The 20,562-nt window shown below is 63.3% G+C and carries 21 protein-coding genes; 11 read left to right on the top strand and 10 right to left on the bottom strand.

The features are described 5' to 3' along the window. Positions 1 to 191 precede the first annotated feature (191 nt). Positions 192 to 833 (bottom strand): methyltransferase family protein, encoded by a 642-nt coding sequence (locus NKJ28_RS07835; protein ID WP_352568471.1) that lies wholly within the window; start codon positions 831 to 833, stop codon positions 192 to 194. 202 nt (positions 834 to 1,035) lie between these two features. Beyond that, on the bottom strand, positions 1,036 to 1,572 hold the full coding sequence (gene infC, locus NKJ28_RS07830; RefSeq protein WP_023677573.1) for a translation initiation factor IF-3: 537 nt from the start codon (positions 1,570 to 1,572) through the stop codon (positions 1,036 to 1,038). A 215-nt stretch (positions 1,573 to 1,787) separates the two neighbouring features. On the opposite strand from infC, the gene NKJ28_RS07825 reads away from it, so the two are divergent. Further along, complete coding sequence (locus NKJ28_RS07825) at positions 1,788 to 2,555, top strand: alpha/beta hydrolase (protein WP_352568472.1); 768 nt, start codon at positions 1,788 to 1,790, stop codon at positions 2,553 to 2,555. A gap of 2 nt (positions 2,556 to 2,557) precedes the next feature. Here NKJ28_RS07825 and NKJ28_RS07820 read toward each other — a convergent pair whose 3' ends face one another. Beyond that, entirely contained in the window at positions 2,558 to 3,571 is a 1,014-nt protein-coding gene (locus NKJ28_RS07820; protein WP_352568473.1) for a 1-aminocyclopropane-1-carboxylate deaminase, read from the bottom strand. Between the two features lie 170 nt (positions 3,572 to 3,741). Between NKJ28_RS07820 and NKJ28_RS07815 the strand changes: the two genes are divergently transcribed. From NKJ28_RS07815 to NKJ28_RS07800, 4 genes are all read left to right on the top strand, one after another. Beyond that, complete coding sequence (locus NKJ28_RS07815; RefSeq protein ID WP_352568474.1) at positions 3,742 to 4,206, top strand: Lrp/AsnC ligand binding domain-containing protein; 465 nt, start codon at positions 3,742 to 3,744, stop codon at positions 4,204 to 4,206. Further along, complete coding sequence (locus NKJ28_RS07810; RefSeq protein ID WP_352568475.1) at positions 4,187 to 4,450, top strand: hypothetical protein; 264 nt, start codon at positions 4,187 to 4,189, stop codon at positions 4,448 to 4,450. Before NKJ28_RS07815 ends, NKJ28_RS07810 begins: the two co-directional genes overlap by 20 nt. A 13-nt stretch (positions 4,451 to 4,463) precedes the next feature. Continuing rightward, complete coding sequence (locus tag NKJ28_RS07805; protein WP_023677569.1) at positions 4,464 to 4,952, top strand: DUF2852 domain-containing protein; 489 nt, start codon at positions 4,464 to 4,466, stop codon at positions 4,950 to 4,952. A gap of 97 nt (positions 4,953 to 5,049) precedes the next feature. Next, positions 5,050 to 5,808 carry a M48 family metallopeptidase gene (locus NKJ28_RS07800; RefSeq protein ID WP_352451640.1) on the top strand — a complete coding sequence of 253 codons (759 nt, stop codon included), beginning with the start codon at positions 5,050 to 5,052 and terminating at the stop codon, positions 5,806 to 5,808. Positions 5,809 to 5,810: 2 nt separating this feature from the next. Here the strand turns inward: NKJ28_RS07800 and NKJ28_RS07795 are convergent, their stop codons facing one another. Next, positions 5,811 to 6,278, bottom strand: a complete 468-nt coding sequence (locus NKJ28_RS07795; protein ID WP_352634869.1) for a T6SS immunity protein Tdi1 domain-containing protein — start codon at positions 6,276 to 6,278, stop codon at positions 5,811 to 5,813. Continuing rightward, positions 6,268 to 6,486 (bottom strand): hypothetical protein, encoded by a 219-nt coding sequence (locus tag NKJ28_RS07790; RefSeq protein ID WP_023677566.1) that lies wholly within the window; start codon positions 6,484 to 6,486, stop codon positions 6,268 to 6,270. The genes NKJ28_RS07795 and NKJ28_RS07790 overlap by 11 nt, the downstream gene beginning before the upstream one ends. A 167-nt stretch (positions 6,487 to 6,653) precedes the next feature. Between NKJ28_RS07790 and NKJ28_RS07785 the strand changes: the two genes are divergently transcribed. The 6 genes from NKJ28_RS07785 (at position 6,654) to NKJ28_RS07760 (ending at position 12,265) form a co-directional block, all read left to right on the top strand. Beyond that, positions 6,654 to 7,313: a phosphoribosylanthranilate isomerase gene (locus tag NKJ28_RS07785; protein ID WP_023677565.1), complete on the top strand. Its 660-nt coding sequence runs from the start codon at positions 6,654 to 6,656 to the stop codon at positions 7,311 to 7,313. Between the two features lie 33 nt (positions 7,314 to 7,346). Next, on the top strand, positions 7,347 to 8,597 hold the full coding sequence (gene trpB / locus NKJ28_RS07780; protein ID WP_352576311.1) for a tryptophan synthase subunit beta: 1,251 nt from the start codon (positions 7,347 to 7,349) through the stop codon (positions 8,595 to 8,597). Between the two features lie 2 nt (positions 8,598 to 8,599). After that, a complete protein-coding gene (trpA, locus tag NKJ28_RS07775; RefSeq protein WP_023677563.1) occupies positions 8,600 to 9,439 on the top strand; it encodes a tryptophan synthase subunit alpha in 840 nt (279 codons plus the stop codon). A 37-nt stretch (positions 9,440 to 9,476) separates the two neighbouring features. Then, complete coding sequence (accD, locus tag NKJ28_RS07770) at positions 9,477 to 10,403, top strand: acetyl-CoA carboxylase, carboxyltransferase subunit beta (RefSeq protein WP_352634867.1); 927 nt, start codon at positions 9,477 to 9,479, stop codon at positions 10,401 to 10,403. A 55-nt stretch (positions 10,404 to 10,458) separates the two neighbouring features. After that, on the top strand, positions 10,459 to 11,784 hold the full coding sequence (locus NKJ28_RS07765) for a bifunctional folylpolyglutamate synthase/dihydrofolate synthase (RefSeq protein WP_352472565.1): 1,326 nt from the start codon (positions 10,459 to 10,461) through the stop codon (positions 11,782 to 11,784). 61 nt (positions 11,785 to 11,845) lie between these two features. Next, positions 11,846 to 12,265: a VOC family protein gene (locus NKJ28_RS07760; RefSeq protein WP_352634865.1), complete on the top strand. Its 420-nt coding sequence runs from the start codon at positions 11,846 to 11,848 to the stop codon at positions 12,263 to 12,265. Between the two features lie 48 nt (positions 12,266 to 12,313). On the opposite strand, the gene NKJ28_RS07755 is transcribed toward NKJ28_RS07760, so the two are convergent. The 5 genes from NKJ28_RS07755 to NKJ28_RS07735 all read right to left on the bottom strand — a co-directional run bounded on the left by NKJ28_RS07755 (position 12,314) and on the right by NKJ28_RS07735 (position 20,511). Then, on the bottom strand, positions 12,314 to 12,595 hold the full coding sequence (locus NKJ28_RS07755; protein WP_023718287.1) for a cupin domain-containing protein: 282 nt from the start codon (positions 12,593 to 12,595) through the stop codon (positions 12,314 to 12,316). A gap of 132 nt (positions 12,596 to 12,727) precedes the next feature. Further along, the gene (gene trxA / locus NKJ28_RS07750) at positions 12,728 to 13,051 is read right to left on the bottom strand and encodes a thioredoxin (protein WP_023677558.1); all 324 of its coding nucleotides are present in this window, start codon (positions 13,049 to 13,051) and stop codon (positions 12,728 to 12,730) included. A 73-nt stretch (positions 13,052 to 13,124) separates the two neighbouring features. Beyond that, complete coding sequence (gene addA / locus NKJ28_RS07745) at positions 13,125 to 16,637, bottom strand: double-strand break repair helicase AddA (RefSeq protein ID WP_352590799.1); 3,513 nt, start codon at positions 16,635 to 16,637, stop codon at positions 13,125 to 13,127. Beyond that, on the bottom strand, positions 16,634 to 19,771 hold the full coding sequence (addB, locus tag NKJ28_RS07740) for a double-strand break repair protein AddB (RefSeq protein ID WP_352634863.1): 3,138 nt from the start codon (positions 19,769 to 19,771) through the stop codon (positions 16,634 to 16,636). Before addB ends, addA begins: the two co-directional genes overlap by 4 nt. Further along, positions 19,768 to 20,511: a nucleotidyltransferase family protein gene (locus NKJ28_RS07735; protein ID WP_352635048.1), complete on the bottom strand. Its 744-nt coding sequence runs from the start codon at positions 20,509 to 20,511 to the stop codon at positions 19,768 to 19,770. Before NKJ28_RS07735 ends, addB begins: the two co-directional genes overlap by 4 nt. Between the last annotated feature and the right edge of the window lie 51 nt (positions 20,512 to 20,562).

Below are 20,562 nucleotides of genomic sequence, written 5' to 3'. Positions count from 1 at the left end.
TTTGCTACTCCGTTTATATGCGCACCAATGCGCTTTTTGTTCGCTTCAGGCCGACCAAAGCCCGAAAAGCAAATGAAACCGCCACGGCATGCCCTGCCGGGCGGTTTTTTGGGAACGGCGGTCCTATACGTCAAAGCGGGGGCGCGTGCAACACCCCGTGCTCAGCAACACTGTACTCAGCAACACTGTACTCAGGGGAAACGGAACAGCACCGGCAATATGCCGGACTGCTGGGCGCCGTCGATCAGTTCGAAAGCCGGCAAGGCAACGAGGAACACCAGCCCGTCCAGTAACGTGGTTCGCAGCAGGCGCGGCTTGAAGCTGCCGGTGTCGCCTTCCTGATACAGCGACAGTTTCGGGAAGAAGCGCGGCACTTTCGCCAGGTAGGCCTGGTATTGCGCGCCGAGAGCCTGCTTGAGGAATTTCTCCTCGCGCAGGATAACGATGTAAAAGGCACCCGCGCAGAGCACTCCAAAGCCGATCGTGGCCGCGATGGAGCCGATCTGTGCGCCGACACCGGCGGCAGCTAAAGTGGAGAAAAGGTAGAGTGGGTTGCGCGTAATCGAATACGGTCCGCCGGTCACCACTTCTGAGGATTTGCGTCCACCGATGTAGAGCGTCGACCACAAGCGTCCGACGACGCCGAGAAAGATCAGCACGACGCCGACCATTTCGATCGTTTCATGCACTGGCGTATCGGGAGGGAAAACCGACTGGCCGAACAGCAGCGCCGCAAACATCACCACGATCAGAACGGCAAGTACCATCCTGCGCGTGTGCTGATAGCTGCCCAGTCCATATCTGGCTTCCGAATGCTTGACTTCATTGACCATGTCGGGAATCCGATCGTCGAGGGAACTAGAGCGTCTTTGCTCTCGCCGGCGATCGCAGCGTCTGGCCAAGAAAACAGGCGCCCCGCCGATCGCCGGGACGCCTTGCAACATGATTCAGGCGGATTTTATGCACGTCGCCCAACAGTGCGCAGCGGTTTTGCGACAACGACATGCACAAAACAGAACTAAAGCGCAACGCGCTTTAGCGGGGCGCCAGCACCATCATCATCTGACGGCCTTCGAGCTTCGGTTCGGCTTCGACCTTGGCGATGGGCGCCACTTCCTCGCGAACCTTGTTCAGAAGCTGCATGCCGAGTTCCATATGCGCCATCTCGCGACCGCGGAAGCGCAGCGTCAGCTTAACCTTGTCGCCTTCCTCGAAAAAGCGCCGGACGGCCTTCATCTTGGTCTCATAGTCGTGGCTGTCGATGTTCGGGCGCATCTTGATCTCCTTGATCTCGATGACCTTCTGGTTCTTGCGCGCCTCGGCCGCCTTCTTCTGGTTGGCGTATTTCAGCTTGCCGAGATCGAGGATTTTTACGACGGGCGGCACTGCATTGGGCGATATCTCGACCAGATCGAGCCCCGCCTCTTCGGCGAGCAGCAATGCATCGTTGATGGAGACATCGCCGCGGTTCTGGCCTTCGGCGTCGATTAGCTGGACCCGGGGAACCCGGATGTCACGGTTGGAGCGCGGGCCTTCCTTGGTGGGCGCCGCTGCTTTGAAAGGTCTGCGAATGGTCGTGGTCTCCTTGAGCCGTTTCGTTAAGGGGTTCTTCAGTTCAGAATTGCGAACGCGCAATGTGGTGAGCGCGCGGTCGGAGTCAATAGCACAGCATTCTCAGGAAATCACCTGCTCGATGGAATGCTCCTCTGCACCAAGCGAAGAAAGTGGCGGAGCACTTTTCGTTGAATGCCTTGCTGTGTCAAAAGACCGGCGTGAGGGAATACACCATGACCACCACCCCGATCTTTCTGGACGTCGACGGGACGAGCATCGCCGTCAGGCATGCGACAGGTGCCGAGCCCGGCATCGTCTGGCTCGGCGGCTACAAATCGGACATGCTGGGCACCAAGGCCGAAACACTGTCGGAATGGGCGCGCAAAGAAGGTCGCGCCTTTCTGCGCCACGATTATTCCGGCCACGGCGAATCGGGTGGCGCCTTTGCCGACGGCACCATCTCGAAATGGCTGGGCGAGAGCCTGGCGGTTTTCCGCCGCTTCACCCAGGGCAGGCAGATCCTGGTCGGCTCCTCGATGGGCGCCTGGATCGCACTGCGCATGGTGCAGGAGTTGCGCAAGGCGGGCGAGAACAGCGTCGCCGGCCTTGTGCTGCTGGCGCCGGCGCCCGATTTCACGTTCGAACTGGTGGAGCCGGTGCTGACCGGGGCACAGAAGCGCGACCTCAGGAAAAAGGGCTTTTTCGAGGAGCCGTCGGACTATTCAGCCGAGCCTTACATCTACACGCGCGCACTGATCGAGGACGGCCGCAACAACCGGGTGATGACCGGGCCGATCGACACGCACTGTCCGGTCCACATCCTGCAAGGCCTTGCCGATCCCGACGTGCCGTCGAGCCATGCGTTGAAGCTGGTCAGCCTGCTGCCGGCCGACGACGTCACGCTGTCGCTCATCCCCGACGGTGACCACCGCCTGTCGCGGCCTCAGGATCTCGACATGCTGGTGCGGGCAGTGGACGCGATGGTGCGGCAGGCGGGATAGATTCAGCCGTTGCGGAACGTATAAGCATATCCGTTGATGGCCGGAGCGCCGCCAAGGTGGGCGTAGAGCACTTTCGATCCCTTGGGAAAATAACCCTTGCTCACGAGATCGATCATGCCCTGCATGGATTTTCCCTCATAGACCGGATCCGTGATCATGCCTTCAAGACGCGCGCAGAGACGGATTGCTTCCTTCGTCTCCTGCGAGGGGACGCCGTAGACCGGATAGGCATAATCTTCGATCAGGACGACATCGTTCTCATCGAGCTCCTTGCCGAGTTCGACCAGCGTCGCGGTGCTCTGCGCGATCTTGAGCACTTGCGCCTTGGTCTGCGCCGGAGTGCAGGATGCGTCGATGCCGATCACCTTGCGCTCGCGGCCGTCCTTGGCGAAGCCGACCAGCATGCCGGCGTGAGTCGAACCGGTGACGGTACAAACGACGATGTAGTCGAAGGCAAAGCCGAGCTCCTTCTCCTGCGCGCGGACCTCCTCGGCAAAGCCGACATAGCCCAGGCCGCCATATTTGTGTACCGAAGCCCCGGCCGGAATTGGATAGGGTTTGCCACCCGTGGCCTTCACATCCGCGATTGCCTGTTCCCAGCTTTCCCTAATCCCGATGTCGAAACCCTCATCGACCATCTGGACATCAGCGCCCATGATCCGGCTCAAAAGGATATTGCCGACGCGATCGTAGACGGCGTCCTCGTGGGGCACCCAGCTTTCCTGCACGAGGCGGCACTTCATGCCGATCTTCGCCGCGACGGCCGCCACCATGCGCGTATGGTTGGATTGGACGCCACCGATCGACACCAGCGTATCGGCGTTTGAGGCGATCGCGTCCGGGACGATGTATTCGAGTTTGCGCAGTTTATTGCCACCGAAGGCAAGACCGGAATTGCAATCCTCCCGCTTGGCATAGAGATCGACCTTCCCGCCGAGATGACCACCAAGCCGCTCCAGTTTCTCGATATGGGTCGGCCCGAATGTGAGCGGATAACGTTCGAATTTCTCGAGCATGAGAGTGCCCTCGCTTGTTCCATTCATTGCGGTGTGGTGCGATGAACACTATCAGCTCTGACTTGAAATGTGCTCTCAAAGATCGAGCCCAGAATATCCAAAATATCGCTTCATGGCATTAAAATGTCATATATATTTAATTCTTAATCCGAATAGCGGAAGAATCTTTCATGCGCGCAGCGCTCGACCGGATCGACCTGAAAATGTTGCGCCTGCTCCAGGGCAATGGGCGACTGACCAACGCGGAGCTGGCGCAGTCGGTCGCTGTTAGCCCGGCGACGTGCCACCGCCGGACGCAACGCCTGATCGATGAAGGCTACATCAGCCATGTCAGGGCGATGGTGACCCCGCAGAAGGTCGACAGAGGCGCGTTGGTGATGGTTGGCGTCGTACTCGACCGTTCGACCCCGGAGAGTTTCGCGGAATTCGAAAAGGCCGTCGCCAAACTGAAATTCATCCTCGACTGCCATCTGGTGGCAGGCGACTTCGATTATTTTCTGAAGATCAGGGTTGGTGACATGGCGGATTTCAACCGAATCCACGGGGATCAATTGATCGCACTGCCTGGCGTTCGCCAGACGAGAACCTTCTTCGTGATGAAAGAGGTCGTCGACAATGCGCCTCTGGATTTTTGAACGGACGGCTTCGAAGCGTCAAACCATTGCACTAAGCCAGCAGACGCGATCGGCGCTGGATTTTCACTACGAACCGTCGGCGGCATTGCCCCCTTACGGGGCTTGGCTGCTCTTTTCCTCGAAATGCTCAAAAAGCGATAATCATTTCAGCCGCTTGTCCGGTTTTGGCGGTTGCTGTCTTGAATCGCCGTTTTCTTCATCCCATTTCGATTCCACGCAGCCGGAATTGGCTGTCTCCAACTGAAGGATTGGGAGAAATGAACACATCTGCATTGATCCGTCCGGCCTGGACGCCGGCGACCATCGCGTTGATGGTGATCGGGTTCATGGTGTTCTGGCCGCTCGGCTTCGCCATGCTCGCCTACATCATCTGGGGCGACCGGCTCGAGGGCTTCAAGCGCGACGTCAACCGCGCGACCGACGGCATCTTCGCCGGCTGCCGCCGCGGCTCCGACAAGGCCGCGCGCTGGGGCCATGGCTCCGCCCGCACCGGCAACGTCGCTTTCGACGACTGGCGCGAAAAGGAACTCGAGCGGCTTGCCGAGGAACGCCGCAAGCTCGACGAGATGCTGAGCGAGTTCGATGAATATGCCCGCGAATTGCGCCGCGCCAAGGACCAGGAAGAGTTCGACCGCTTCATGGCCAACCGCAACAAGTCGACATCGCCCACGACCGGCGGGTCAACCGGCTCGACGACGAACAACAAACGCGGCGGCAACTCCACGCCAGGCCTGCTCGACGAGTAAGGTCCCGTGCCCAGATAGATAATCCAACGGCGTCGCGTCAGCGGCGCCGTTTCTTTTTTGTTCTAGTCGTTTCCCTCGAATCACGTATCGTCCCGGAATGTCCTTCGGCTTCTTCCGCACCCCGACGAAACCCAAGCCCACGCCCGTCGTGGAGCGCGAGCATTGCGTTGCCGGCCGCACGCTGCCGCTCAAGATCGTCGAGAACGACCGGGCGCGGCGCCTGACGCTGCGCATCGATTCCGGCGGCCGCGGTTTGCGCATCACCGTGCCGCCGGGGCTGCGCCGCGGCGAGGTGGAAAAATTCCTCGACCGCCATCAGGACTGGCTGGAGCAAAGGCTGGCCAAGGTACCCAACCGGCCGCAGGTGCGGCCCGGCATCAAGGTGCCGGTGCGCGGCGTGCCGCATCGCATCGTCCATGAACCGTCGAAACGCGGCACCGTCACGCTGTCGCGCGACGAGCGCGGGCCGCTGATGATCGTGCATGGCGAACGCGTGCATCTGCCGCGCCGCATCGCCGATTTCCTCAAGCGCGAAGCCAAGCGCGAGATCGAAGCGCTGGTGACCAAGCACAGTGCTGCGGTCGGCAAGCGCGCCAAGGCGATCCGCTTCAAGGATACGTCGAGCCGCTGGGGATCGTGCACGTCGGACGGCAATCTGTCGTTTTCCTGGCGCATCATGATGGCGCCGCGGCCGGTGATAAACTACCTCGTCGCGCATGAGGTGGCGCATCTCAAGGAGATGAACCACGGCCCGAAATTCTGGAAACTATGCGAGCAGCTTTGCCCGGATACCGAGCGCTGCAAGGATTGGCTCAAGCGCAATGGCGGCGCGCTGCAGGCGATCGCGTTCGAGTGAGTTTATTGTCCACGAATTTGCCTGTGCAACTGGCCTTGAATACTTAGATACGCCCGCCTCGGGAAGGTCATTATCTCATCTACGCCGAACTGCCCGCCAAGGATTGGAGCGATTTTCCACCCCAGACATTCGTCATCTTTGGGGACGATCCCGCTTTGCAGCGCAATATTGGCCCAGCCCCACTGAAACCAGCTATCGACATTTTCTGGATCACCTTTCAGCCGGTTGAACTCTGCGCCGGTCCTGGCAATCCGTTCATACTCCCCGTCCAGCGTTGATAACAACGAAAGCGATCCGTCCGGTGCTGCAAACACCGTGTCCCCGAAATGACCTACCATCAGTGGGGTGTGGCTGGTCGGCACAAGCCAGGACCAGTCGTGGAACAATCCAGAGCAGTCGATGTCTTCACAGTTGATCGTAGCTTTGGCCATGTCGGTACACTCGCCTGGACCGTAGGAGTCAATCGTCATTGGCCGCGTTCAACTCCTCCGGCCGCAATCCCTCATCGGCGTGGCGCGGCCAGGGCAGGAAATCCTTCTCGAAGCCATCGTTGCTGAAATAAGCCAGCGCCCGGTGCGCCTCGGCGCCGTTGAAGGCTGCCTTGTCCATCAAATGAGCGATGACCTCATGGGCCTGCGCCAGCTTTTGCCTGAGTTCCGCGACGGTCTTTTCCGGCATGATCTTTGTTCTCCCGCCTTAGTGCCTGAGCAAGGTAGCGCGTTGCGCTCTTAGATTAGCAAGGTACCGCGTTGCGCTCTTACATTAGCAAGGTAGCGCGTTCCGCGCTGGCGGCAAACAGGATGCTTTTTCTCGACTCTTTGGCCGTTTCGTGCCAATCCCGCGCCATGGCGCTCGACATCAAGATATGCGGGTTGAAGACCGACAAGGCACTGGCCGCGGCATTGGCCGGCGGCGCCAGCCATGTCGGCTTCATTTTCTTTGCCAAAAGCCCGCGCTATGTCGAGCCGGCGGAAGCTGGCCGCCTGCGCGAAGCGGCGCGCGGCAGGGCCAAGGCGGTTGCGGTGACGGTCGACGCCGGCGACGCGTTTCTGGATGAGATCGTCGAAAAAATGCAGCCCGACATGCTGCAGCTTCACGGCGCCGAAACCCCTGAGCGGGTGGCCGAGGTGAAGGCGCGCTACGGCTTGCCGGTGATGAAGGCGCTGCCGGTCAGCGAGGCTGCCGATCTCGAGCAGGTAAAACCCTTCGTCGGCATTGCCGACCGCTTTCTGTTCGATGCCAAGCCGCCTAGGAATTCGGAATTGCCGGGCGGCAACGGTCTTGCCTTCGACTGGCGCATTCTTGCCGGCCTTGACGCCGGCGTCGATTACATGCTTTCCGGTGGGCTCAATGCTGGAAATATCGGCGACGCCGTTCGGCTCGTGAACCCGCCCGGAATAGATATTTCTTCGGGCGTGGAAAGCGCGCCGGGCGTCAAGGAACCGGCGCTGATCGAACAATTTTTCCGGGCCGTCGGGGCAGCACGCGACAACCGCGCCGCCTGACCACGCTTCAAACCGCAGACCAGGAGATCGGCGATGGATAAGCCGGCGATACCGAATTCCTTCCGCACCGGCCCCGACGAGCAGGGCATGTTCGGCATTTTTGGCGGTCGTTTCGTTGCCGAAACGCTGATGCCGCTGATCCTCGAGCTGGAGCGGCACTGGAACGAGGTCAAGAACGACCCGGATTTCAAGGCCGAGCTGACCGATCTCTCGACGCATTACGCCGGGCGGCCTTCGAAGCTCTATTTCGCCGAAGGCCTTACCCGGCATCTTCGCGGGGTTTCCGCGGCTAAGGGCCTCGGGGGCGGCGCAAAAGTCTATTTCAAGCGCGAGGACCTGAACCACACTGGCTCGCACAAGATCAACAACTGCCTCGGCCAGATCCTGCTCGCCAAGCGCATGGGCAAGACGCGGATCATCGCCGAGACCGGCGCCGGCCAGCATGGCGTCGCGTCCGCTACAGTGGCGGCGCGCTTCGGGCTTCCTTGTATCGTCTATATGGGTGCAACCGATGTCGCCCGGCAAAGCCCCAACGTCTTTCGCATGAAGCTTCTGGGCGCCGAGGTGCGGCCGGTGACCGCCGGCCACGGCACGCTGAAGGACGCCATGAACGAGGCGCTGCGCGATTGGGTGACCAATGTCGAGGATACCTATTACCTGATCGGCACCGCCGCCGGCCCGCACCCCTATCCGGAGCTGGTGCGCGACTTCCAGTCGGTGATCGGCACCGAGGCGCGTGCCCAGATCCTCGAGCAGGAAGGCCGGCTGCCGGACACCATCATCGCTTGTGTCGGCGGCGGCTCGAACGCCATCGGCCTGTTCCATCCCTTCCTGGATGACAGGCAGGTGCGCATCATCGGCGTCGAAGCCGGCGGCCGCGGGCTCGACGGCATCGAGCATTGCGCCTCGATGAGTGCCGGCGCGCCCGGCGTGCTGCATGGCAACCGCACCTACCTCCTGCAGAACGCCGACGGCCAGATCATGGACGGCCACTCGATCTCGGCCGGCCTCGACTATCCCGGCGTCGGGCCGGAGCACTCATGGCTGCGCGATTCCGGCCGCGTCGACTATGTGCCGATCCTCGACGACGAGGCGCTGGAGGCGTTCCAGCTGACGACACGCGTCGAGGGCATCATTCCGGCGCTGGAATCGGCCCATGCCATCGCGCAGGCGGTGAAGATCGTGCCTGATATGGACAAGGACCAGATCGTCATCGTCAACCTGTCCGGCCGTGGCGACAAGGACGTGCACACAGTGGCCAATATGCTGGGCATGGAGATCTGATCATGGCCACTCGCATCGACCGCCGCATGGCAAAGCTGAAGGCCGAAGGTCGACCGGCACTCGTCACCTATTTCATGGGCGGCGACCCGGACTACGACACCTCCCTGTCGATCATGAAGGCGCTGCCCGGCGCCGGCAGCGACATCATCGAGCTCGGCATGCCGTTTTCCGATCCAATGGCCGACGGCCCGGCGATCCAGGCGGCCGGCCTGCGGGCGCTGAAGGGCGGCCAGACACTGGTCAAAACGCTGAAGATGGCCTCGGAATTCCGCGCCGGCGACAGTGAAACCCCGATCGTCTTGATGGGCTATTACAATCCGATCTACATCTACGGCGTCGAGCGCTTCCTGAGCGATGCGCTGGCCAGCGGTATAGACGGGCTGATCGTCGTCGACCTGCCGCCTGAGATGGACGAGGAGCTTTGCATCCCGGCACTCAAGGCCGGCATCAATTTCATCCGGCTGGCGACGCCGACCACCGACGACAAGCGCCTGCCCAAGGTGCTGCAGAACACGTCGGGTTTCGTCTACTACGTCTCGATGACCGGCATTACCGGTTCGGCGCTGGCCGACACCGGCAAGGTGGCGGCAGCGGTCAAGCGCATCAAGAGCCATACCGACCTGCCGGTCTGCGTCGGCTTCGGCGTCAAGACCGCCGAGCAGGCGCGCACCATCGGCGCGTCGGCCGACGGCGTCGTTGTCGGCACCGCGATTGTCAATGCCGTCGCCAACGTGCTCGGGCCGAAGGGCGAAAAGACCGCCGATCCGGCCGAGGCCGTCGCCACGCTGGTCAGCGGGCTTTCGCAAGGGGTTCGCGCGGCTCGCCTTGCTGCCGCCGAATAATCTTCCTACGTCTTCTTAAGGGACAGGAGCCGAAGCGATGAACTGGATCACCAATTACGTCCGTCCGAAGATCAATTCGATGCTCGGCCGCCGCACCGACATGCCGGAAAACCTGTGGATCAAGGATCCCGAGACCGGTGAAATGGTGTTCCATAAGGATCTGGAGCAGAACCAGTTCGTCATTCCGTCCTCCGGCCATCATATGAAGATATCGGCAAAGGAACGGCTGAAATTCTTCCTCGACGACGGCAAATACGAGACGCTGGAAAACCCCAAGGTCGTTCAGGATCCACTCAAGTTCCGCGACGAAAAGCGCTACATTGACCGGCTGAAGGATGCCAAGGCCAAGACCGGCATGGAAGATGCCATCATCAATGCGCTGGGCACGGTCGAGGGCCTGCCGGTGGTGGTGACGGTGCAGGATTTTGCCTTCATGGGCGGCTCGCTCGGCATGGCGGCCGGCGACGCCATCGTGCATGGTTTCGAGGTCGCCTTGCAGCGCAAGCGGCCGCTGATCCTGTTTGCGGCCTCCGGCGGCGCCCGCATGCAGGAAGGCATCCTGTCGCTCATGCAGCTGCCGCGGACCACGATTGGCGTCGACAGGCTGAAGGAGGCTGGCCTTCCCTATATCGTCGTCCTGACCAACCCGACGACCGGCGGCGTCACCGCCTCCTATGCCATGCTGGGCGACGTGCATATTGCCGAGCCCGGCGCCCTGATCGGCTTTGCCGGCCCGCGCGTCATCGAGCAGACCATCCGGGAAAAGCTGCCCGACGGCTTCCAGCGCGCCGAATATCTGATGGAACACGGCATGGTCGACATGGTGGTGTCGCGGCTGGAGATGCGCCAGACGGTTGCGCGGCTGCTGAGAATGCTGCTCAAGCTGCCGGAAGAGCAAAAACCGCAGGAGCCGGAAATCCTGCCGCCGTCGGTGATCCCGGTCGAAGCCCGGCCGCACGCCTGACGCATTCGCCACGAACCGCGATTGCGCGCCGTCCGTGGCGCGCCTAGGATTCGCCATGACCACGCTTGCCGCCGACCGCGAAATCGAAAGCCTGATGGCGCTTCATCCGAAGGGCTTCGACCTTTCGCTCGACCGCATTTCGCGGCTGCTCGAGCGGCTCGGCAATCCGCAGGACCAGCTGCCGCCGGTCATCCACATCGCCGGCACCAACGGCAAGGGCTCCTGCGCTGCTTTTTCACGGGCGCTGCTCGAAGCCGCCGGCTACCGCGTCCACGTCCACACCTCGCCACATCTGGTGAACTGGCACGAGCGCTACCGGCTGGCCGCGGATGGCGGCGGCAGGCTGGTGGACGACAAGGTCTTCGCCGAAGCCATCGCCCGCGTCGCCAAAGCCAATCAAGGCCAGAAGATCACCGTCTTCGAAATCCTCACCGCCGTCACCTTCCTGCTGTTTTCCGAACATCCGGCCGATGCCGTCATCCTCGAGGTTGGCCTTGGCGGCCGCTTCGACGCCACCAATGTCATCGCCGAGCCGGCCGTGTCGGTGATCATGCCGGTGTCGCTCGACCATGAAGCCTATCTCGGCGACCGCGTCGAGCTGATCGCCGCCGAAAAGGCCGGCATCATCAAGCGCGGATGCCCGGTCGTCATCGGCGCGCAGGAAAGCGAGACGGCCCAGCAGGTGCTCATCGAAACCGCCGAGCGGCTCGACTGCCCCGCCTTCGTCTATGGCCAGGATTTCCTTGCCTATGAGGAAAACGGCCGCATGGTCTATCAGGACGAAGACGGATTGATGGACCTGCCGCCGCCGCGCCTGCCGGGGCGCCATCAATTCGCCAATGCGGCGGCGGCGATCGCGGCGGTCAAGGCAGCGGGCTTCGAGATCAGCCACCGCGCTGCCGAGAAGGCGATGGCGAATGTCGCCTGGCCGGGCCGCATGCAAAAGCTGCCACAAGGCCGGCTGAGCGAACTGGCGCCGAAGGGCGCCGACATCTGGCTCGACGGCGGCCATAATCCCGGCGCCGGCGTGGTCGTCGCTGAGGCCCTGGCCGAGCAGGAGGAAAAGAACCCGCGGCCGCTGTTCCTGATCTCGGGCATGATCAACACCAAGGACCAAAGCGGCTATTTCCGCGCCTTCAAAGGGCTGGTGCGGCACGTCTACACCGTGCCGGTGAGCCTGAGCGACGCCGGCGTGCCGAACGACGAGCTGGCGACCCGCGCCATTGAGGCAGGCTTGTCGGCCGAACCGGTTAGTTCCGTTGCAAACGCACTGATGCTGCTGCGCGACACATGGGACGGACCGCCGCCGCGCATCCTGATTGGCGGGTCACTTTACCTGGCCGGCGCGGTATTGGCCGAAAACGGCACGCCGCCGGTTTGAGGCGTGCTTCAGCCGGGCCACGGTGACGCCACACTTATCAGACCACCGCGAGGAGCCAATCATGATCAAGGTAAAGCAGCTCGCTCACGTTTGCATTTTCGCGAATGACCTGGAGATGACGCGAAGCTTCTATCGGGACGTCCTCGGCATGGACACCCAGTTCAATTTCCTGCGCGACGGGAAGATTTTCGGCTTCTACCTCAATTGCGGCAGCCGTAGCCATGTCGAGGTGTTCCAGAAAGACGGCGCCAGCTATGGCGACTTGAACCAGATCAACCACTTCTGCCTCGAAGTGGAAAACATCGACGCCGCGATCGCCCATCTGAGGTCAAAGGGGGTTGATGTCACTTCAAAGAAACGCGCGTGCGATGACACCTACCAGGCTTGGATCCGCGAGCCCAACGGCGTGAAGATCGAACTGTTCGAATATACTGAGAAAAGCGCACAATTCGTCGGTGGCGATCGTATCGCGGATTGGTGATCGCGCCTCGCCGGGACAATTGTAGCGGCGCAGCCGATGGTTGGTGGACTACTTCAGCTCGACCTCGATGAAGGCGAATTCGCCATCGTTTGCGCTGATGACATCATGTTCGACGCCCTCGTTGCGGAAATACGGCGCGCCCTTCTTCATCTCGGCAAAGGATTCGCCGTCCTTGGTCAGGAGCTTCACCTTGCCGTCGGTCAACGGCACGATCACATAGTCGTGGCCATGGCGATGCCAGCCGGTGTTGTCTCCCGGGGCGAAGCGGTATTCGGTGACGATGACGCGCTCATTGTCGATGAAGACGGTGGCCTTGGCGGATCCGGTCATATCGCTTCTCCTTTGAATTCAGAAGAGAAGAATACCGGGCGGCAAGCCGCGAGTGCCAGAGCGGCCCACCAATGACGCCAGCAAAAGAAGGCCCGGCGCGAGGCCGGGCTTTTCTGCAAAATTTTGATCGGATCAGGCGAGGCTGCCGTTGATCCAGTGCGACAATGCCGTTTTCGGCGCAGCACCGACCTTCATGTCGGCGACTTCGCCGCCCTTGAAGATCATCAGCGTCGGGATCGAGCGTACGCCGAACTGCGCGGCCAGCTCAGGATTCTCGTCGATGTTGAGCTTGGCGATCTTTATCTTACTGCCGAGTTCGATGGCGATGTCCTCGAGCGCCGGGGCGATCATCTTGCACGGGCCGCACCATTCCGCCCAGAAATCGACCACGACCGGCTCCTTGGCGTTGAGCACGTCGGCCTGGAAATTGCTCTTGTCGACCTTGACGGTGGCCATGCTGAGATCCTTTCGATTTGTTCGTCGCACCAAATGTGGTGGTGATCGCGTCCGTCTTCAAGCAAGTGTTGTGTCACGCTCCCGTGAGTCTAGCAAGCGCATCGTCCAAGGCCGCCGCCGGCAGCTCGATCAGCCGCGGCGCCTCGGTGAACAGCAGCGCCGCCGAGACCTCGCGTCCCGGATAGAGCGGCTGAAGCAGCGCGCGATAAAGTGCGAGCTGCAGAACATAGGCTTGCGGCACTTCGGCGAGCGTAGCTGGCGCTGGCCGATTGGTCTTGTAGTCGACGATCGAAACCTTGTCCGGCGTTACTGCCAGCCGGTCGATCTTGCCGGAAATCGAGCGCAGTTTGCCCCTTACCTCCAGGCTGCCCATGATGGCGACTTCGGCGCGCGAGTTTGGCGCAAACAGCGGCGCGAAGCGGCTGTCGGCAAGAATTCTGAAAACGCCAGCCAAGGCCTTGTCGTGCTCGTCGTCGAGCCATTCCGCGCCGGCTCTTGCCAGATAGCGTTCGGCGGCATCCCGGCGTTTTCCCTCGGCGATGCCGGGCAGCATCTGCAGCAATTTGTGCAGCGCCAGCCCGCGCATGACGGCAAAGCCGGGCTCGGCGTCGGCATCCAGTACCGGCGAACGCGTGTCGGCCACCGCTTGCCGCGCCTCCTCGATCAGCACCGAGGCGCCGGACGGCGAGAGCGGCCGCGGCAATTCCTCGAAGGGCGGCAGAGGCCGGAACAGGGTTTCAAGCAGTGGTGCAAAGCGTTCCGCCTGTCGTGCCTCATTCACTGCCGCCAGTGGCATGGGCGGCAGTTTCGTCACCTGGAAACGATGCACGGTCTCGCCAGTGGCGGGATGCCGGCGTTCTTTGCTCTCCGCGGCACCGACCAGTGCGCGGCTGACGATCGAATGCCAGGTGCCGGTATTCGGCGCCCGCTTGCCATGGTAGCCGCAGACGATCAGCCGATCCTCGGCGCGGGTCATGCCGACATAGAGCAGCCGGCGGTATTCGTCGTCGGCGAGCTCGCGGGCGCGGGCCGATGCGGCGCGTGAAAACCCATTGGCGACATCGCTGGCCGAACGCCAGAGATAGCCCTTGCCCTCCCAGCAGTCGCCCGAGCCTTCGAACGGCATCAATCTCGGCAGATGCTGGTCGCTGAACGGCGCGGAGCCGCCATCGACAAGGAATACCACCGGCGCTTCCAGGCCTTTGGCGGCATGCACGGTCATGACGCGAACCTCGTCGCGGGTCTGGTCCATTTCGCGCTTGATCTCGGGGCCGGCGTTTTCCAGCGTCGACAGGAAGGATTCCAGCCCTGGCAGGCCGGTTCGCTCCTCGGCCAGGCAGAAATTCAGGAATTCGTCGAGGATATCGCCGGCCTCCGGACCGAGCCGCGCGATCATCTTCTTGCGCAGGCCGTCGCGGGCGAGAGCTGCGGCATAGAATTCGAACACCGGCTTGAATGCGGCCTCGTTCGACCATGTGTCGAGCCGGCTGACGACGGCGGCCAACGCCTCGCTTTCGCCGACATGCCGGCGCAGCGAGGCGATCAGCGAGACGCCCGACGGCCTCTGGGCAGCAAGCGCGAAAAGCTGCTCTTCCGAAACATCGAAGATCGGGCTGCGCAGCACGGCGGCCAGCGACAGATCGTCCTCGGGCTGGATGAGAAAATGGCCAAGTGCGATCAGGTCTTTCACCGCGACGTGGCCGGGCAGGCTGAGCCGGTCGGCGCCGGCCACCGGAATGTCGCGGCGCTTCAGCGCCCGCGTCAGCGCATGGACGAAGCGATCGCGCTTGCGCACCAGCACCAGCACGTCGCCGGGGCGGAGTTTCTTGCCGCGGCCTTCGATGACCTCACCGTTGCCGATCCAGCCGGCAATCGTTGCGGCGACGTTTTCAGCGACGCGGACTGCCGGCGCGTGGGCATGGTCGACCGCTTGCGTCCAATCGTCTGGTTCGTCGACGACGTTGGCGCCGATCGACGGCCAGACCTCGACATGACCCGGCGCATCGGTGCGGATCGCCTTGTGGTCGAGCGGATCAGGATCGTGGCTGATGCCGCGCCGCACGTTCGGGTCGGCAAAGACCCGGTCGACGGCGGCAAGAACATCTTCGGTCGAGCGGAACGACCAGGTCAGCTTGAGATCGGCGAAGGCGGCGGCGGCGGATCTAACTTTGCCGGCAAACAAAAGCCGGCTGTCGGCAAAGGAATCCGGGGCGGCTCCCTGGAAGGAATAGATCGACTGCTTTTCGTCGCCGACAGCAAAGATGGTGCGGTGGACCGCGTCGCGTGCGCCGAGCCCGGCAAAGAACTCCTCTGCCAGCCGCTTGACCACCTCCCACTGGTCGGGACTGGTGTCCTGCGCCTCGTCGAGCAGGATGTGGTCGATGCCCTGGTCGAGCTTGTACTGCACCCAAGGGCCGGCATCGGGCCGTGCCAAAAGGTTGACCGTGCGGGTGATCAGGTCGTTAAAGTCGAGGAAGCCGCGGGCGCGCTTCAATTGCTCGTAACGGGCGATCAGCCAGTCGGCGATGGTCAGCGCCGCACGCGTGCCTTCCAGCATCCTGAACAAGGCCAGCCGGTCGGAGATTTCGAGAATGGCGTCGACCGCCGCCAGATAACGTTCGGCAAGATCGGGCAGCCGGTCAAGCAATGCCCTTTTAAATGTCTTTGCCGGATCGTAAGGCTCGCCGTCGGCCCTCAGGAAAGCCTTGGAGAGCAAATTCAGGCGACGTACCGGATCCTCCTCGGCAAAGGCAAGGCGGGCGTATGGCAGCAGATTGTTCAGCACGATGCGCGCATCGGCGGCCTCGGCCGCCCGTGAAAAGGTGACGAGATAATCCGGCAGGAAGCCGGGCAGCGGCCAGACCGAGGCGGCTATACCTTCGGCCGTCTGGCCGGCGCGGAAATGGAACTCGTCGAACAGCGCCTGAAAACCATCGCCGCCGGCCGCGGTGATGAACGCACGCAAACCATCGCGCTTGCGCACGATCTCGGCCAGCAGTGCGTCGAGCCCATGCTCGCCGCCGCGCTCCAGCACGGTGGCGAAGGCGTCGGACAATGCCGCATCGCCTGCAACGCCGCCCGAAATCATGTCGCGGCGGGCGGCGGCAAACAGCGATGCCTCCATTTGCGGATCGAGCATTTCGAAATGCGCAGGGATATTGGCTTCCAGCGGGAACTGATGCAGCACCGATTCGCAGAAGGCGTGGATGGTCTGGATCTTCAGCCCGCCCGGTGTTTCCAGAGCCTCGGCAAACAACCGCCGCGCCCGGCGCATGGTTTCGCGGTCGGGCTGGCGGCCGTCCAGCGCCTCTATCCGTGTCGAGAGCTCGGCATCGCCCAGGGCCGTCCATTGCGACAGGGTCGAAAACACCCGGTTCGACATGTTGGCGGCGGCGGCACGCGTATAGGTCAGGCACAGGATCTTGGACGGATCGGTGCCGCGCAGCAACAGCCGGATAACGCGCTGGGCGAGTACATGGGTCTTGCCGGATCCGGCATTGGCCGACACCCATGCGGAATTGCGCGGATCGGAGGCGCTTGCCTGACTGGCGACAGTGTCGCTTGGAATGGGATAGGCCTTTTTCATGCCTCCCCTCCCTCGTCGTCGGCATCGCCGCCGGCCGACCATTCGAGCACGCGGGCGAGATGGTCGTAATCGCCGTCGGTCTCACCCTCGCGGAACGGCAACGCCCGCGACAAATACCCGGTCGTCGGGTCGGCATAGTGGATCAGCAGCTTTTCCAACCTCGCCCAGGCCTCTTCGGTGAGATCGGCGGCGGTTCGCGGCTTGCGGTTGTATTCGAGGATCGATTCTTCGAACACCTCGCCATTCGGCCTCAGCCGCACGAAAGCCAGTTGCGACGGCTCACAGGCGCCAAGCTCCTTGAAGGCGCCGCGACGCAGCAGCGCGCCCTCCAGCGCCAGTTGCGGCGCGAGCAGCGTGTGCGCCTGCGCTTTGGATGGCGAGGAGCCGGTCTTGTAGTCGAGGATGTCGGCCATGCCGCCAGCCAGCAGATCGATTCGATCAGCGTAGCCGGACAGGGTCACGCCGGATCGGCCGACACCGGTCTTTTCGGCGCGTTCCTCGGCGTGCCGCCGTGCCACGGCGGCGGCCCGGCCGCGCTCCCATTCGATGATGCCGGCGGCAAGCTTTTCAAAACGCGGCCACCACACCGCCTCGACATCGGCCGGCAGGGCCGCCTCGGCAAAGCAGGAGCGGCCTGCGGCGATGAGCCCGTCCAGCGCCTCCGGCGCGCGCGGGTCGGCCACCCTCGCCGAGAAGAGGTGCAGAATGGCGTGAAACAGCGTGCCACGCTCGGCGGCGCCCGGATCGCGAATGACCGGATCGAGCGGCATCAGGCCGAGTATCCTTCTGGCATAGACCGCATAGGGATCGCGGCGTAGCGTTTCGATCTCGGTGACCGAGAAGTGGTGCGGCCGCGCGGCGAGCGGCGGTTTCGGCTGCGGCCTCGGCGCAAAGTCCTGCTTTTCGCCGGCATCGAGCGCACGCGCCCAGGCAAGCAGTTCGTCGCCGCGCCGGCGAAGTGCAGCAGCGTGGTCCTCGCCGACGAATGTAAGGATGCGCTGCAGCCAGCGCGAAGGTACCGACGGTGCGTCGCCGGAGCGGCCGGAGCGAGCCAGCACCACTTTTTTGGCGCCCATGGCCATCTGGAAATCATGGGCGGCAAGGCCGATGCGCCGCTCGGGCGGTTCAAGATCGATGCCGGTCTTCATCAGCCGCGACATGAAGCGGTCGCTCTCCGGCTTGCGCGGCCACACGCCTTCGTTGAGCCCGCCGACGACCAGCGTGTCGACATCCTGAAGCCGCGCTTCCAGCACACCCCAGATGGCGATGTTCCTGTCGCTGCCCTGCGCCGGCTTGACCGTCTCGGGCGCGATCAGCGCCTCCATCACGTCAGGCCATTCGTCAGCGGCGAAGGAGAACGACACCGAGGCCGCGACCAGCCCGCGCAAGAGCTCGGCGAGCTTTTCGCCGGCATCGCCCGCATAGAGTTCGCTCAGGCTGCCATCAGCGGCGCGGCCGAGACTTTCGAGCGCAACGACGCTGGCGCGCACAAGGGTGGCAAGATCGGCATTCTCGTCGCCGCGAAAAGCAACCAGCGGCGCCAGCGCGGCCGTTAGCCGGATCAGCAGGTCGCGCGCCTGTTCGATGCGCCTGACCGAAAGCCGCGGCCACCAGAAGGGTGGACGGCGATTGCCGCCGCCGTCGAATTCGAGGAGCCGGGTGTCGAAGAGCTGCGGCAGCGACGCCACGTCCGGACGCCCTGTGCCGCCGCGCAGCCCCACGAGTTCGACGATTTCGGCCGCATAGCGCACGCTTGCCCGCTCCAGGCCGAGGCCAAGCAGGGGATGCTTGAGCAGCGACAGCAGGGCGACGGGGTCGCCCGGGCGGAAGGCTGCCTGCAGCGCCAGCCTGAGCAGGCTGGCGGCTGGTGTGTTGATCAGCGGCGTGCCGCCGGAATCGTCGGCGGCAACGCCGAAGCGCAGCAGCTCGACTGAGACCCGCCGCGCCAGAGCGCGGTCGCCGGTGACGAGTGCGGCGCGCTGGCCGGGCCGTTCGACGGCCTGTTTGAGCGCGACGGCGATCGCCACGGCTTCGTCGCGTTCGCTGGCGGCTTCGAGAAGCGTCACATCGGCGAAGGCCTCGGCAATATCGCCGGCCCTAAAGCGGGCGCGCGTCTCGGCCCAGAGCTCGGTGGTCTCCGCCGGGCGCAGCGCTTCGCCGACAAGTGCGGCGCGCAGCGCAAGCGGTCGCGGCGCAACAGCAATCTCCTCGACATCGGCGCGCGGCACGCCGATCTTGCCGATCAACTTTGCCAGGCCGTATTGCGGGTGGCCAAGCACGGCTGGGCGCGCGCCCGGTGTGGTGATCGCGGCAAAGGACGGCTCGTCCAACGCCCGGTCGAGCCCGGGCAGCACAACGGCGCCATTGGGCAGACCGGCGATCACGGCAAGCAGCTCGGCCGTGGCGGGAATGGAGCCGGTGGAACCGGCGGCGATCACCGGTCCGGCTGGCGGATTACGCTTCAGCCGCGCCGCCTCCAGCCTTATCAGGGCATTACGATGCGCGGCCTGATTGGAACGATGGCGTTCCTCGAGCAGGTTCGGCCAGTTCTCCGTCACGATGGTCAGGAAGTCGAGTGTCACCTGCCACCAGCCTGCAAGATTGCCGGTTACAAGGTCGGCGAGCCTTGCCCAATCCGTGCCTTCGGTGTCGATCTCATCCATCAGGCGTGCAAGGTCGCGCGCCAGCCAGATGGCGTCGGCGGCGGAGGCCGGTATGACGATCTCCTCGTCGAACAATGCCGCGACATGTGCCGGCAGGCGGCGTTTCCACGCCCGCACCAGCGGCGCAAGCAGCAGAAGACGCTCGACCGCGGCGATCGGCGGCGCAAGGTCGATGGCGACCGAAGCTCCTGCCTCGAAGGCGGCTTCATCTTCATCGAACTCACCAAGCGGGCGGATGACCGGCAGGATCGCCGAGCGGCTTCCCGAGCGCGAGAGGGCATCGACGAAGACGCCGCGAAGCGCCCGCGCCGCACGGCGCGTCGGCACATAGATGGTGAGATCGGCCAGCGCCAGCGGATCGCCGTCATAGGCGAAGCCGGGAACCAAGCGCCCCGCAAGCAGCGCCTCGGCCAGCGTCGGCAGGAACGGCGCTCCGGGCGGGATCGAGAAAACGCGGCGGGAGCCGCTCATTTCGCCTCGGTAAAAGCGCCGGGTGCCTCAGCAACAGCATTGGGCGTGCCGGCAAGCGCGGCGGCGACGGCCGCTTCCGCAAGCGGAATGGCGTCGGGCGTGCCGACAGTAATCCAGTGACCCTGCATTTTCATGCCGAACAGGCGCCCAGTAGCGATGGCCGCATCGAAATAGGCATTGAGCGAGTGCGGCCCGGTCGGAGCGTCCTTGAAAAGGCGCGGATGGGCGATTGCGGCGCCGGCATAGATCAGACCGGCGGGATCGTTGTTCGCACGCCGCAAGGCGCCGCCCGGCGCCATCAGGAAGTCGGTGCCGCCGCTATGTCCGGTTGCCGACTGGAGATCCGCAAGCATCAGCAGAATGTCCATTGTCGCGCCCTCCCATGCAAGGGCAAGTCGCCTGAGATTGGAGACGCCGCTGTCGATCCAGAAGGTGTCGGCGTTGAGCACATAGAAGGGCGCCCCTAACCTGGGCAATGCCTTGACGATACCACCGGCGGAGTCAAGCAAGCCCCTGCTCTCATCCGAGATGACGATTCTCGGCGCACTGCGGCGGGCTACATGGTCCACGATCTGTTGCGGGAGGTAATGGACGTTGACGACGGCCGTGGCGACGCCGGCTTCGGCTAGGCAGTCCAGCCCCCAGTCGAGCAATGTCTTGCCGGCGACCTTGACCAGCGGCTTCGGCATGGTGTCGGTGATCGGCCGCATGCGCTTGCCGAGCCCGGCGGCGAGCACCATGGCGGTCGTCGGCATCGACTGCTCATCCGACGCCTTCAGGCCCAAATCCTT

This window comes from Mesorhizobium sp. M0145 (assembly GCF_040322355.1).
Lineage (GTDB): Bacteria > Pseudomonadota > Alphaproteobacteria > Rhizobiales > Rhizobiaceae > Mesorhizobium.
Note: the sequence above shows the minus strand (reverse complement) of the source record. Positions and strands in the feature narration are given on the sequence as shown.